This window comes from Bacillus sp. BS3(2021), assembly GCF_021043345.1.
GTDB lineage: Bacteria > Bacillota > Bacilli > Bacillales > Bacillaceae > Bacillus > Bacillus paralicheniformis.
The window spans coordinates 1006137-1018706 of the sequence record NZ_JAJNDM010000001.1 but is presented as its reverse complement, the minus strand read 5'-3'; the positions used below and the strand labels follow the sequence as shown (position 1 = coordinate 1018706).

General features: G+C 45.0%; 16 protein-coding genes. 7 read left to right on the top strand and 9 right to left on the bottom strand.

Annotation, left to right across the window (positions count from 1 at the left end):
- Positions 1 to 85 precede the first annotated feature (85 nt).
- A complete protein-coding gene (locus tag LQ247_RS05070) occupies positions 86 to 823 on the top strand; it encodes a protein-glutamine gamma-glutamyltransferase (RefSeq protein ID WP_020452748.1) in 738 nt (245 codons plus the stop codon).
- Here the strand turns inward: LQ247_RS05070 and LQ247_RS05065 are convergent.
- Genes LQ247_RS05065 through LQ247_RS05055 form a run of 3 tightly spaced genes read right to left on the bottom strand, consistent with a single transcriptional unit; the run spans position 803 to position 3995 of the window.
- Positions 803 to 1858 carry a nitronate monooxygenase gene (locus LQ247_RS05065; protein ID WP_023856121.1) on the bottom strand — a complete coding sequence of 352 codons (1056 nt, stop codon included), beginning with the start codon at positions 1856 to 1858 and terminating at the stop codon, positions 803 to 805. The genes LQ247_RS05070 and LQ247_RS05065 overlap by 21 nt on opposite strands.
- 14 nt (positions 1859 to 1872) lie before the next feature.
- The gene (locus tag LQ247_RS05060; RefSeq protein ID WP_145608184.1) at positions 1873 to 2274 is read right to left on the bottom strand and encodes a secondary thiamine-phosphate synthase enzyme YjbQ; all 402 of its coding nucleotides are present in this window, start codon (positions 2272 to 2274) and stop codon (positions 1873 to 1875) included.
- 38 nt (positions 2275 to 2312) lie between these two features.
- Positions 2313 to 3995 (bottom strand): glycoside hydrolase family 13 protein, encoded by a 1683-nt coding sequence (locus LQ247_RS05055; RefSeq protein WP_105979951.1) that lies wholly within the window; start codon positions 3993 to 3995, stop codon positions 2313 to 2315.
- A 287-nt stretch (positions 3996 to 4282) separates the two neighbouring features.
- On the opposite strand from LQ247_RS05055, the gene LQ247_RS05050 reads away from it, so the two are divergent.
- Entirely contained in the window at positions 4283 to 4873 is a 591-nt protein-coding gene (locus LQ247_RS05050; protein WP_016886099.1) for a TetR/AcrR family transcriptional regulator, read from the top strand.
- Positions 4870 to 5544 carry a YqeB family protein gene (locus tag LQ247_RS05045; RefSeq protein WP_023856124.1) on the top strand — a complete coding sequence of 225 codons (675 nt, stop codon included), beginning with the start codon at positions 4870 to 4872 and terminating at the stop codon, positions 5542 to 5544. The genes LQ247_RS05050 and LQ247_RS05045 overlap by 4 nt, the downstream gene beginning before the upstream one ends.
- Before the next feature lie 82 nt (positions 5545 to 5626).
- On the opposite strand, the gene LQ247_RS05040 is transcribed toward LQ247_RS05045, so the two are convergent.
- From LQ247_RS05040 to LQ247_RS05025, 4 genes are all read right to left on the bottom strand, one after another.
- Complete coding sequence (locus LQ247_RS05040) at positions 5627 to 6412, bottom strand: GH12 family glycosyl hydrolase domain-containing protein (RefSeq protein ID WP_020452753.1); 786 nt, start codon at positions 6410 to 6412, stop codon at positions 5627 to 5629.
- A gap of 182 nt (positions 6413 to 6594) precedes the next feature.
- Positions 6595 to 7884, bottom strand: coding sequence for a hemolysin family protein (locus LQ247_RS05035; protein ID WP_026580038.1), 1290 nt, complete (start codon positions 7882 to 7884; stop codon positions 6595 to 6597).
- Positions 7885 to 7934: 50 nt separating this feature from the next.
- A complete protein-coding gene (locus tag LQ247_RS05030; protein WP_023856125.1) occupies positions 7935 to 8609 on the bottom strand; it encodes a zinc metallopeptidase in 675 nt (224 codons plus the stop codon).
- Positions 8610 to 8707: 98 nt separating this feature from the next.
- On the bottom strand, positions 8708 to 8932 hold the full coding sequence (locus LQ247_RS05025; protein ID WP_023856126.1) for a hypothetical protein: 225 nt from the start codon (positions 8930 to 8932) through the stop codon (positions 8708 to 8710).
- A gap of 182 nt (positions 8933 to 9114) precedes the next feature.
- On the opposite strand from LQ247_RS05025, the gene LQ247_RS05020 reads away from it, so the two are divergent.
- Together LQ247_RS05020 and LQ247_RS05015 are read left to right on the top strand one after the other, a co-directional pair.
- On the top strand, positions 9115 to 9369 hold the full coding sequence (locus tag LQ247_RS05020) for a membrane-integrating protein MstX (RefSeq protein ID WP_020452756.1): 255 nt from the start codon (positions 9115 to 9117) through the stop codon (positions 9367 to 9369).
- The gene (locus LQ247_RS05015; protein ID WP_231005634.1) at positions 9366 to 10349 is read left to right on the top strand and encodes a potassium channel family protein; all 984 of its coding nucleotides are present in this window, start codon (positions 9366 to 9368) and stop codon (positions 10347 to 10349) included. Before LQ247_RS05020 ends, LQ247_RS05015 begins: the two co-directional genes overlap by 4 nt.
- Here LQ247_RS05015 and LQ247_RS05010 read toward each other — a convergent pair.
- The gene (locus LQ247_RS05010) at positions 10346 to 10750 is read right to left on the bottom strand and encodes a YugN-like family protein (protein ID WP_020452758.1); all 405 of its coding nucleotides are present in this window, start codon (positions 10748 to 10750) and stop codon (positions 10346 to 10348) included. The genes LQ247_RS05015 and LQ247_RS05010 overlap by 4 nt on opposite strands.
- A gap of 37 nt (positions 10751 to 10787) precedes the next feature.
- On the bottom strand, positions 10788 to 11354 hold the full coding sequence (locus LQ247_RS05005) for a DUF421 domain-containing protein (protein ID WP_101561526.1): 567 nt from the start codon (positions 11352 to 11354) through the stop codon (positions 10788 to 10790).
- A 116-nt stretch (positions 11355 to 11470) separates the two neighbouring features.
- On the opposite strand from LQ247_RS05005, the gene LQ247_RS05000 reads away from it, so the two are divergent.
- Both LQ247_RS05000 and LQ247_RS04995 read left to right on the top strand, forming a co-directional pair.
- Positions 11471 to 11947: a TspO/MBR family protein gene (locus tag LQ247_RS05000; protein WP_144498836.1), complete on the top strand. Its 477-nt coding sequence runs from the start codon at positions 11471 to 11473 to the stop codon at positions 11945 to 11947.
- A gap of 74 nt (positions 11948 to 12021) precedes the next feature.
- A complete protein-coding gene (locus tag LQ247_RS04995) occupies positions 12022 to 12549 on the top strand; it encodes a GNAT family N-acetyltransferase (protein WP_144498838.1) in 528 nt (175 codons plus the stop codon).
- Positions 12550 to 12570: the final 21 nt, after the last annotated feature.

Below are 12570 nucleotides of genomic sequence, written 5' to 3'. Positions count from 1 at the left end.
TTAAGTAAAAAAAGCGGAAAATTAGACCGTTTTCCTGCCCAAGCATCAGGCATACGCTAATAAAAAAGGGAAAAGGGTGTATCCTATGATAAGTGTTTCGGGCTACTGGCTCCGTCCTGAGGATATCGAAAAACTGAATGTCAGTCAGACGCAAAGAGACATTGCCAACCGGATGCTGGCCATGCCGTCCAGATATAGATACGGTTCAATCTCAGAACTGTTATTTGAGCTGAGATTCAGAGTGCATACCGTCGAATCAGCCAGAGAGCTGATCAACAGCGGAGCAAAGTTTGCCACCTTTTCAAAGACATACGGGAATGAAGAGTTTTGGAGGGTGACGCCTGAGGGGGCTTTGGAGTTGAAGTACAGAGCGCCGGCTTCAAAGGCGATTCGAAATATTTTTGAAAGCGGCTCTCTTTATGCTTTTGAGTGCGCAACTGCGATTGTCATCATTTTTTATATGGCGCTCCTCAAAACGATCGGCGATCAGACATTTGACCGGAATTATCAAAGAATCATTTTATACGATTGGCATTATGAGCGGCTGCCGATCTATACGGATAAGGGGAACGACTACCTTCCGGGAGACTGCCTGTATTTCAAGAACCCTGAATTCGATCCCGAAAGACCGCAGTGGCGCGGAGAAAACGCTATTTTACTTGAAAATAATCTCTATGCGGCACACGGTCTGGGGATCTTAAGCGGCGAAACGATCATTGAAAAACTGAACGGGCTGAGAAAGCCTCATGCACAGACGTCCGCCTATCTGCTTTCTCAAGTGACACGGGTTGATATTCCTGCATTAATACAAATGATCAGATAGCACATCGGCAGGCGCAAGCTGATCCATCAGCTCCTTCACCGTCGTTAGCCGGACGGAGGCCCGCACGCCCTGCCCGGACCACAATGACATGCCGTCCGGATTCCCTTCAAGCTTCGCCTGTTTTCTCATCGGCTGCGTCAGCGTATTTTGCAGAGGATAAGGCAGCGCTTCAGCTTCGTCCGGGCGCCTGTCTTCCATCCATTGATTGACGATGCCTCTTGCCGGCTTCCCTGAGAACAAACGGGTCAGCCTTGTGTCTGTTTCAACCGCTTCGAGCAATTTTTGTTTGTATGCAGGGTGTGTTCCGCTTTCTTCGCACGTCAAAAAAGCGGTGCCGATTTGAACGCCCTGTGCGCCGAGGGCAAAAGCTGCCGCAACACCTCTTTTGTCAAAAATGCCGCCCGCTGCAATAATCGGAACCGACACATGATCTGCCGCTTGGGGAATTAAAGCCATCGAGCCGACAGCGGGTTCTCCCTTCGTTTTCAAAAAGGCACCCCTGTGGCCGCCAGCTTCACTTCCTTGAACAACGATGACATCCATCCCCAATTCTTCAAGCATCAAGGCTTCTTCAACCGAAACGGCGGTGCCCATTAAACAGCAGTTTCGGTCTTTCAGTTCTTTGACGGCATCGGCCGGCGGCGGGCCAAACGTAAATGAAACGGCGCTGACCCCTTCCCTTAAAATGATTTCGATTTTCTCGTAAAAATCGTCCCAATCGTGTTTCTCTTCTGGCACAGGTGAAGCCGAACGCGCATAAGGTATCTTCTCTTTCCACCCTTCATATTCTTCCCGTCTGACGTTTTCCCGTTTTTCCGGAATGAAGAGGTTGACTTGAAACCCGGCTGATGTCAGCTTTTTAGTCTCCAGAATCTGTTGTTGAAGAACTTCCGGCGTCAAATAGCCGGATGCAAGGCTGCCTAAGCCGCCGCAATCTGATACGGCGGCGGCGAGCCTTGGTGTTGTCGGTCCACCCGCCATCGGCGCCTGGATCACAGGCTTTGATAAAGAGAGACGTTCCATGAACTGATTCATTTTATTTTCTCCTTTCAATCGGCTGTGATTTTAAAATAGCATGTCCGGTGCCTCGGGCCGTCGAACTCGCAAAAATATATGCCCTGCCAAGTCCCGAGGACAAGCCAGCCCCCTTCAATGATCATATGTTGCGATGCCCCGACCGTGCTCGCTTTCAAATGCGCCGCGGTATTCCCTTCCATATGGCGGTCAAGCTCATGTTCCCACGGATACACTTCATCGAACCGTCTCAGCATATCGCGTTTAACATCGGGGTCGGCATTTTCATTAATCGTAATGCCTGCCGTTGTATGCGGACAGTAGACAATAACAGTGCCGCTGGAAACGCCATTTTCTGAAATGAATCTTTGGACGTCATTTGTAATATCAAGCATTTCATCGCGCCGGTTTGTTTGAATCTGTATTTTTTTCAACATACGAATCCGCTCCTTTCCTGGCACCCTTTCTCTATTCGTTATAAATCGCCGATTTCCTGTCTGATCATGTAAACGCGCGCCTCATAAGGCTTCATCACAAAAGATGTAAGGTGCTTGTGCGCGTTGATATCAGCATTTGACAGCAGCAGTCCGTCCGTACATAACGGGTATGCGGGATGATGGTAAAACGCCTGGCGCGCGCTAAGGTTGACGATCACGATGGCCGTTTCTTCCCGAAGCTTTCGCAAGTATGCGAAAATCTGCCGATCCTCAGGCAAGAGCAGTTCATATGATCCGTCGATGAAGACGTCATACCGCTTTCTGATCGCGATCAACCGTTTATAAAAATGATAGACTGACCGGGGGTCATGCTGCTGATGAACCGTATTGATCAGCTTGTAATTTTCGTTCATGCAGAGCCACGGTTCTCCTTTAGTAAAGCCGGCATTTGGCCGATCCGTCCATTGCATCGGCGTGCGGGCGTGATCCCTGCTCTTTTTCCAAACCGCCTTCATGATGTCTTCGTGTGAGCGGCCCTTTTCTTTTTGAATCCGGTAATCATTTTTAATCGATACGTCATCATAATCATCTATATCGAAGAAAATCGCGTTTGTCATTCCGATTTCCTGCCCTTGATAAATAAACGGGGTGCCTTTCATCAAAAAATACATCGCAGCTAAGGCCTTGGCGCTGTCTACTCTGTATTTCCCGTCATCTCCCCAGACTGAAACGGCCCGGGGTTGATCATGATTTTCGATAAAAAGCGCGTTCCACCCTTTCCCCTCAAGAGCCGATTGCCAGTTTGACAATATCCGCTTGAGTTCGGGGAGATCGAGTTCTCCGCCTTCAATCCCCCAAAGACCGAGGTGTTCAAATTGGAAAATCATGCTGAATATCCCGTTTGATTCTCCAACCCAGTCCTCCGCTTCTTCAGCGCTGACACCGTTTGCTTCGCCGACTGTCATGATATGGGGATACCCGGCGAACGTATTTTCTTTTAGTTCCTGCAATAACGCTATAATCCCGTCGACATTCATATGATAAGCAAATGAAGGCACAAAAGAGAGCCCTTCCGGATTCGGCAGATCCGGAAGTCCTTCTTTTTTCTTAATGTGTGAAATCGCGTCAACCCTGAACCCGTCGATTCCTTTTTGAAGCCACCAGTTGATCATGTCATAAAGAGCGCTTCGCATGTCACTGTTTTCCCAATTCAGATCCGGTTGCTTTTCGTGAAACAAGTGCAGATAATATTGCTCTGTTTTTTCGTCATAAGTCCAGGCTGAGCCGCCGAATATGCTTTCCCAGTTGTTCGGTTCGCTCCCGTCCTTTCCGTCTTGCCAAATATACCAGTCCCGCTTCCCGGAATTCCGCTCTGCCCTTGATTCGATAAACCATGGATGTTCATCGCTCGTATGATTGATGACGAGATCGATGATCAGTTTCATTCCGAGCTGATGCGCTTCAGTCAGCAGAGCGTCAAAGTCGTCCATCGTGCCAAATTCCGGCATAATGCTTTGATAATCCCTGATGTCATAACCGTTATCGGCATTGGGAGAATCAAAGACCGGACAAATCCAAATGGCATCTGCCCCGAGCTCCCTGATATACGGAAGCTTCTCTCTGATCCCGTTGATATCTCCGATGCCATCCCCGTTCGAATCCATAAAACTGCGCGGATACACTTGATATATGACAGCCTCTTTCCACCATGCCCTTGTCATTCAAACACCCCTTGTTGTATGAATAAAATATTTTTAGACTCCGAACATAAACATCCTATAAACTTTGATATACCAACGATTATACGTTTCTCAATACTAAATATGCTTTGCGGCTTATAAATCCTTTGAAGGCAGCAAGGGTGATGGCAAGTAGTAGGTGAAAGAAGCTTTAATCCTTTTGAAACGGAGCATCTGTTAATACAGAATATGTAAAGCATAAATTACAGTTGCTTTTTTACCTATCGGTAAGTAAAATAAATATACAGATTATGCTAAGGATGATTTCAATGAAAAAGAAAATGAACACCCAAGATGCGATTGTTGAAGCAGCATTTACTCTTATTGCCCAACACGGCCTAAAAGGCACGAGCCTTTCAATGATTGCATCGGAAGTCGGCATTTCTAAACCGGCTATTTACTATTATTTCCCTTCTAAAGAAGAGCTGGTGGATTATCTATTTCACATTGTATTTGATGATCACAATTTCTCTGAATTTTTTTCAATCAATGAGTACACGAAGGAGAACTTTAAAAAACGATTAATAACAGACGGCATACGCTATTTTGAAGAGTATAAACATAACTCTCCTGCTTTAAAAGTGGTACACGAGTTTGTTTTAAGTGCAGCACAAAAACCAAGGTATGAGAAAAAGCTTAAATCTATCATGGAACAATTCTTAGAAGGTTTTGAAGCTTTGCTTTCTTACGGTGTCGAACTCGGTGTCATCTCTTCTAAAAACACCAAAGTGAATGCACACTCCCTTGCCCTGATCATTGATAATTTGGGTAACTTTATGATTTTAGGAATCGAGATGGATTATAAAAAAATATGGGAAACAGCAGTCAGTCATGTGATGAAAGGCAGTGAAAGATTTTGAATCAGGAAACGATTATTGGATTATCTAAAATAGAGAAAACCTTATATTGGATCATTCCACCGGTTTTAGGAGCTGTTCTTGGATGGTTTTTGCCTGTTATAGCCGATTGGGTATTGACCATTCCAATCGTTCCTTTTAAAGGGCCTTTGGAATTTATCACATCACTAAACAATTTCTGGGTTTCAATTATCGCTGCAGTTATCGGAATCGTTGCCGGCCTATTTTTTTCACAATATATTTTCACTGAAATTCTTCAGGTGTTCATCTCTGATCAAAATGTGAAGCTGTTGTTTAAAGAGAAAGAAGAAGTGATTGAGAAAAAAGACATTTCTGCAGTTTATCTTGAGAATAAGGATCTTGTTGTTCTTGATCATAAGGGTACTGAATTGTACCGTGAACAACTTGAATCAAAGAGAGCCCTTGCAGAAAGTGCTTTTAAACATCACGGCTATAAATGGGCAGACGAAGATCCTTTTAAGAATGAGTATCAACGCTGGGTTGCGGATCACCCCGATTTTCCCTCGCATATCAATACGCTACTTTTAGCCAGAGAACGAGCTTTACTGGATAATAAACATGAAGAAGCAAAAATTCTGCGCAAAGACCTGGCAAAGCTTGGAGTGGTTATACAGGATGAAGATAAACGGCAATACGTAAGGATGGTATCGTAATATTTCAGTTGCGAACGTCTAAAAAAGAACATTTGGAATAAATTAAACACCGCTCTTTTTGTGAAAGAGCGGTGTGAATCCATCAGCGGACTGTTACGTCCCAATTGGAAATATTAATTTGTCCTGTGCCTCCGAAAACTTCCGTCCCGAATTCCACACTGCTGACATACTTTGTTTTGGAAAGCCAATGTTTGGAGTCGGCAAGATAATTCGTGAAATCCCGAACATTCAGGTTCGCACGTTGGGTGTTTGCCGTTCTGACAAATGAAAACACGTTCCATCCTTTGCCGCTTCCAGCATCAATATAGCCTTTATATACTTTCCAATTGTGCCCGCCGATCGAAACAGTTTCGACATAAGAACCGGCAGGTCCGGCATTTGTGTTATTGAGCCAGATCATAATCTCATCGGTTGGAGCCGAACCCCAGCTTGCCTTGTTTGTATTGTGGAGCCAAATGTCATATGCGGCATTGTACGTGCCGTTCGCACTGATCGAATAGCTGACTTTCGTGTTGATGTTTTTTTGATCTGACAATCGGGTCGGGAAGCCGCTGCCCGCAGTATAGCCTTCAGTCCAATGCCAGCCGCTGACGATCGACGGATAAGCTTTTACTGTGCTTGTATTGCTCGGCCAATTCCATACCCAGCCCATGTCTGAATCATTGTTATGATAAATGGTCTGCCACCAGCCGCTGACCTGGTCGGCTCCCCAAACATTGTTGAATATGTAGTATTTTTTGTTTTTAAAATACAATTTATCCGACGGGTTTGATGACGAAGCAGCAAGCGCTGAGAGCGGCCCCGTCAGCAGCATGATACATACAGCTCCCCATAGCAGGATAGCTTTTAGCAAATGGTTGTTTCTCACGTATTGAAAACCTCCTCATATTTATACACCCTATTATAAAAAAGAACGAAACGGAGTACATTCGTAAAAAGTCATGAATTTCCATAGATATATCCTCTTATCTTTGAAAAGATATCCATTTTATTGAAATAAAGAACGGCCATCGAACTAAAAAACAGCCGCGGTCGCCCGCAGCTGTCTTTTTAAAATTCCGTTTTTTTCACTTCAATGAAACGGATATGATGATCTTCAGCATCAAGAATTTTAAATTCGCATCCCTCAGTTTTGAAGATGTCACCGTTTTTCAGCTCCATCTTTTGCGTCAGAAGCCAGCCGGCAATCGTATCGACTTCTTCGTTTTCAATCGCGATATGAAGGAGGTCATTCACTTCGTCGATTAAAGCCTTTCCGTCCATAATATAATGGTGTTCGCCTTTTTTTATAATGTGCGGCATTTCGTCCTGATCAAACTCATCCCGGATTTCCCCGACGATTTCCTCCAATATGTCTTCAACCGTAACCAGTCCTGCCGTTCCGCCGTACTCATCAACAAGAATGGCCATATGAATCCGTTCCTTCTGCATGCGAATCAAGAGCTCCTGGATCGGTATGTTCTCAATCACCCTGATGACAGGCCTCATTAAGTCCGTTAAAGGAATCGTCTCGTCGAGAAAATACGATTTAAACAAATCCTTGCTGTTGACAATTCCGATAATATGATCTTTATCATCCTTAATGACCGGATATCTCGTATAGCGTTCATTAATGACGGTTTCAATCGCTTCTTTTATGGATTGATCGGCCAACAAGGTAGCCATCTCCGTTCTCGGCACCATGATTTCCCGGGCCAGTCTGTTGTCAAATTCAAAAATTTTGTTGACGTATTTATACTCAGACTGGTTGATTTCTCCTTTTTTATAGCTTTCAGACAGCATAAGCCGCAGCTCTTCCTCACTGATTGCCACTTCATGCTCTTTAACCGAATGGAACCCGAACAGCTTCGTTAACAGCCGGGCCGAGCCATTCAGCAGTTTGATAAACGGGAACATGATTTTATAAAACAAAATGAGCGGCTTCGCCGTCCATAAGCTGACGGCTTCCGCTTTTTGAATCGCAATCGTTTTTGGCGCAAGCTCGCCGACCACAACGTGCAAAAATGTAATGATGACAAAGGCGGTAACAATCGAAGCCACTCTTAAAACGGATTCAGGCAGGCCAAATAGTTCAAAAAGCGGATGGATGATCCTTTCGAATGTCGATTCTCCGAGCCAGCCGAGCCCTAATGCGGTGATGGTAATGCCGAGCTGGCAGGCAGACAAATATTCATCAAGATTTGTCACCACTCTTTTGGCCGCAATCGCCCGCTTATCCCCGCTTTCAACAAGCTGATCGATTTTTGTGCCGCGGATTTTGACGATCGCAAATTCGGCGACAACGAAAAAAGCCGTAGCTGCAATTAAAAGTATGACGAGTATGAGATTCAGGATATTCAAAAAAAGCCCTTACCAAATATGGTAAGGGGCCACCTCCTTAAGACGAATGGTTAGTCATTACGACCGGACAGGAAAATTGCGACGAAGCGCAGCAGCTCAAACAGCGAAACAAGCGCTGCAGCAACATATGTCAGAGCCGCGGCATCCAGCACCTTGCTGACGCCTCTTTCTTCCGTGTTGCGGATCATTCCTTCTGAAACGATGATCCTTTTTGCCCGGGAGCTTGCGTTAAATTCAACAGGCAGTGTCACAAGCTGAAAGAATACGGCCGCCGAAAACAAAATGATGCCGAGTCCGATCAGATTCAGGCTTCCGAGCAGCATTCCGCCGATAAACAAAAACGGCGCCACTCCCGAAGAAAAGTTCACGATCGGAAACATCTTATGCCTCAAAACAAGTGCGCCGTATGATTCCTGATGCTGCAGGGCATGTCCGCATTCATGGGAAGCAACGGAAACCGCTGCAATTGAACGGCCGTAATATACGGGTTCGGACAGGCGCACAACGCGTGCTGTCGGGTCATAATGGTCTGTCAAGGTTCCTCTTACCGGTTCAACCGGGATATCGTAAAGGCCGTTTTGGTCGAGAATCTGTCTGGCCACTTCGGCTCCAGTTCTCCCGCTTGACGCCTCTACTTTTGAATATTTTTCAAAGTTGCTCTTTACTTTAAATTGTGCCCAAATCGATAAACCTAATGCAGCAAATGTTAACAAGTAAAAAATCATGCTCATGCAATCATCTTCCCTCTTGTGATAAGTCGTTTAAAATTTTAATTGTAAATATATTTTATCCCGAGGGATTTCCTTTTGTACAGAAAAGTGCACTACCTTTTTCTTCGCGGTAAACAAACCCCGATAAAGATCAGCACCATTCCTGACACCATGATATAGAAAGGCGGCCTTGTGGACAGCTCCTTGAAAAACTCCCTCCAGAATACCTCATCAGAGGAATGATAAACGGCGTTTAAATCAAAAATGAATTGAATGGATGCCGCCGCCATCAGCTGGACTCCGACCAGTATGAAAAAGAGCCTCATTAAACAGGACATTCCGCTCCCATCCCTCATCCGTTTATAAAAAGTGTATGGAAGGACGGGAACCGATATGACGCCCCAGTAAAAATCTTCAGCTCTACCGGTTATTGTCGGTTATCGAAGGTTTATTTTTACCTGAAAAATTTTTGTAAAATAGGGATATACTGAATAAAAAGGAGAGCACGGGTGGTGACACGGTGAAAGTAACGGATCAGGAAAAAGAACAGTTAAGCACGGCGATTGATAAAATGAATGAAGGGCTTGATGCGTTCATTCTTCTCTATAACGAATCGGAAAAAGACGAGCAGCTGATCGAATTTGAAGAAGAAACGGCAGAAATGATCAGACAAGCCATTGAACAGCACGGGAAAGTAAGCACCAATCAAAAGTTAAATGCAATCATCAAAGAGATTTTATCATTTTCCCTGCGGAAAGACGGTGAAGAAACATGAAATCAAACCGTGTATTTATCGCATGGCTGAGGTGGCCGATATATGTCCGCATCGCAATCATTATCCTTTTATTGATCATCCTTTTCGGCCAGCTGATCACATTCGTCGAGCCGCAGCAGTTTTCAAACGTTTTTGAAGGCGTATGGTGGGCGCTGATCACCGTGTCCTCAGTCGGATATGGCGATTTTGTCCCTAAAACCGCACTCGGCAAAACCGTCGGCATGCTCCTTATTTTAATAGGGGCAGCGTTTGTCACGGCCTATTTTGCAACGATGGCGACGGCCGCTTTTAGCAAGCAGCAGCGCTACGCCGAAGGCAAGGTCAACTACAGAGGCAAGGGACATATGATCCTGATCGGCTGGAACGAGAAATCCAACAAGCTGATGAGGACGCTCCAGGCCGCCGATTCAAACAAAACGATCGTGCTCATTGATGAAACACTAAAGGAAGGCCCCCTGATGGAAAACATTCATTTCATCAGAGGACCCGCTGCGGATGATGCCACACTGCAAAAAGCCAATATTGAAGAAGCTGAAATCGTCTTTATTACCGCCGATCAGCATAAAAGCGAAATATCTGCAGATATGCAGTCGGTCTTAACATTGCTGGCTGTTAAAGGCTTGAACCCGTCGGTGTATTGCGTTGTAGAAATCTTGACGGAAAAGCAGAAAAAAAATGCCGAGCGCGCCGGAGCGAACCAAATCATCAGTACGGCGGACCTTTTAAAAACAGCGATGCTGCAGCATTTTCTCATTAAAAATCAGCTTTCTGATCCGCTATTTAAGGAAGCCGATATTCATTTCAAAGTCCATCGGGTTCCGCTTCCGAAGACGATGGAAGGTGCGTCTTTTCAAGAAGTGATTCACCATTTCATGAAGGAAGACATTTTCGTCATCGGTATTCACCAAAAAGACGGGCCTGTGCTGTCTCCTTCATTTTCGTACAAGCTTCAGCCGACAGACCAGCTGCTGTCACTTTAGGAAAGAAGCGCCTTTTCGAGTTCTTTTACATACGATTGGCCAAGCTTTTCATAGACGCCGGGAATATCGGCGTCTTTTTCTTTTGGTTCAGCAAACTGGTCAAAAGATGCGCGAAAATTCCCCTGAACGACGTAGTCGTCCAGCGCTTCCTGATAGACGTGGCGAAGCAAAAACGGTGTACCGAGCTTGACCGTCGCATTTTGCGAATCAAGCTGTCCGTCCTCCGCTTCAAACGGAATCCGCAAAAATAAGTATCCTTCCTCATCATCAATTTTATAGTCAAAAAAGCCGCGGTCATATTCCCAGCCGCCGCTGATTACATAACCGAGAGGCTTGAGCGTCTGTTCGAGATGATAAAGAGAAAACGACCGGTTTTCCAGTTCAGAAGGTAAGCTTATCATAAAAAAACTCCTTTTTTCGTTTTTATACTTCAGGGCCCTAGCGCAATTGTTTATCAGGTTCGTGCAGGTGCCCTTCATTGATTTCCTTAAACAGATTGTCCTCCGGCTGCTGCAGGTTGTTTTGCATGCGGAGGAATTTTTTATACTCTCCCATAGTAAAAGGCTTTGCATCATCCGATAACTCGTAGCCGATCTGGCCGTTTGATTCGAGCGTTACGTTTTTCACGTCCGATAATTTTGAAATCCCCTGTGTCCTGAGCCTCATTTCCAGCTGGTCGACAGTCAGGCGGTGCTTTTTTAGGTTCTGCTTCTGAAGCTCGCCGTTTTCGATTAATACAACGGCTTTCCCCGCAATCAGGCTTTCAAAAAAATCAAATTTCATTTTCAAATACTCGATCAACAGAAGGACGATGATAAAGATCGATGCAGCTGCCACCGTTTTAAAAATGCTGTCTTCAATGATCGGCTGAACAATGATCGTTCCGATGGAAATCATGACGACGGTGGTGGCTATCGTCATCTGTGAAATTGATTTCCTCCCCGAAATTCTCAGCAGAACAATACCCGTTAAGATGAGAAACAACGTTTCCAATACAAATAACATGATGTCACTTCACCCGTTTTATTTTTTAGTATGGATCAGAAGCTTGTGCGGTATGAGTATATTTAAACGAATAGGGAAAGACAAAGGTATGAGCTTACAATGGGGAGGGACTTTTATTGAAGAAGGAAAAAATAGCAACGGCTGTCATCGTGTTTATTGCTACATATGCACTGTTTTCACTGGCGGGCGTTTTATTCCCGGTAGACCGGGAATGGTATGAGTCATTGAACAAACCGGATTGGACACCGTCAGGCCGTTTGATCGGAACCATCTGGAGCGTGCTGTTCGCCTTCATTTCATTAGCGGCGGCGCTTGTGTATGCCACATATGATCTGAGAAAAGCAGCGGCGCCATTTTGGATCATGCTGATCATTAACTATTTGTTTAACCAGGCATTCAGCTATTTTCAATTCACGGAAAAAAACGTACTTGCTGCCGCGGCCGACTCCTTTTTCGTAGCCTTGACCGCTCTTGCGCTCGCCTTGATTATACTTCGCATTCATAAAAGAGCAGCACTTCTCCTTGTCCCTTATGTGTTGTGGAGTTTTTTCGCGACTTATCTCGCGTTTACGATTTACGGGATGAATCATTAGGTTAACGAGCCCCGCCGGCTATTGCCGTGTTAAAATAAGGTGAACAGCTGCCTTACAAGGGGGACCGGAATGGAATGAAGCACTGCTTTCTGCAAACAACACGCATCTGCTTTTCTTTATGGGCTAAAGAGAATTTGAATTTGGCAAAGACATTGTGGGGAAATCGAGATGTGGCCAAATATCTGACAGCAGACGGAATTATGACCGATAGCGAAATAAGAAATCGTTTGCTGCTTGAGATCGAACAATACAAAACACACGGTGTGCAATACTTCCCGATATTTAAAACAGGAAACAACGAATTCATCGGATGTTGCGGACTTCGCCCCTATGACCCGGAAAATGATGTGTACGAGCTTGGTTTTCATCTCGTCCGTTCGGCTTGGGGGAAAGGTTATGCATCTGAAGCGGCTGAGGCCATGATTGAATACGCATTTAACAAAATCCGGGCAAAAAAGCTGTTTGCGGGACATCACCCTGAAAATACAGCTTCACAAAAACGACTGGAAAAATTGGGATTCGTCTACACTCATGACGAATTTTATCCGTCTACTGGACTTCAGCATCCGTCATATGAATTAAAACAGCCTCCTGGACAATAAGTCCGGAGGCTGTTTTTTCGT

Excerpts from the sequence above, each read along its gene's own strand:
- LQ247_RS04995 (WP_144498838.1), top strand. The coding sequence starts at position 12,022 with ATGAAGCACTGCTTTCTGCAAACAACACGCATCTGCTTTTCTTTATGG.
- LQ247_RS05025 (WP_023856126.1), bottom strand. The coding sequence starts at position 8,932 with ATGTCCTGTTTAATGAGGCTCTTTTTCATACTGGTCGGAGTCCAGCTG.
- LQ247_RS05065 (WP_023856121.1), bottom strand. The coding sequence starts at position 1,858 with ATGAATCAGTTCATGGAACGTCTCTCTTTATCAAAGCCTGTGATCCAG.
- LQ247_RS05015 (WP_231005634.1), top strand. The coding sequence starts at position 9,366 with ATGAAATCAAACCGTGTATTTATCGCATGGCTGAGGTGGCCGATATAT.
- LQ247_RS05055 (WP_105979951.1), bottom strand. The coding sequence starts at position 3,995 with ATGACAAGGGCATGGTGGAAAGAGGCTGTCATATATCAAGTGTATCCG.
- LQ247_RS05005 (WP_101561526.1), bottom strand. The coding sequence starts at position 11,354 with ATGTTATTTGTATTGGAAACGTTGTTTCTCATCTTAACGGGTATTGTT.
- LQ247_RS05050 (WP_016886099.1), top strand. The coding sequence starts at position 4,283 with ATGAAAAAGAAAATGAACACCCAAGATGCGATTGTTGAAGCAGCATTT.
- LQ247_RS05010 (WP_020452758.1), bottom strand. The coding sequence starts at position 10,750 with ATGATAAGCTTACCTTCTGAACTGGAAAACCGGTCGTTTTCTCTTTAT.
- LQ247_RS05070 (WP_020452748.1), top strand. The coding sequence starts at position 86 with ATGATAAGTGTTTCGGGCTACTGGCTCCGTCCTGAGGATATCGAAAAA.
- LQ247_RS05060 (WP_145608184.1), bottom strand. The coding sequence starts at position 2,274 with ATGTTGAAAAAAATACAGATTCAAACAAACCGGCGCGATGAAATGCTT.
- LQ247_RS05030 (WP_023856125.1), bottom strand. The coding sequence starts at position 8,609 with ATGATTTTTTACTTGTTAACATTTGCTGCATTAGGTTTATCGATTTGG.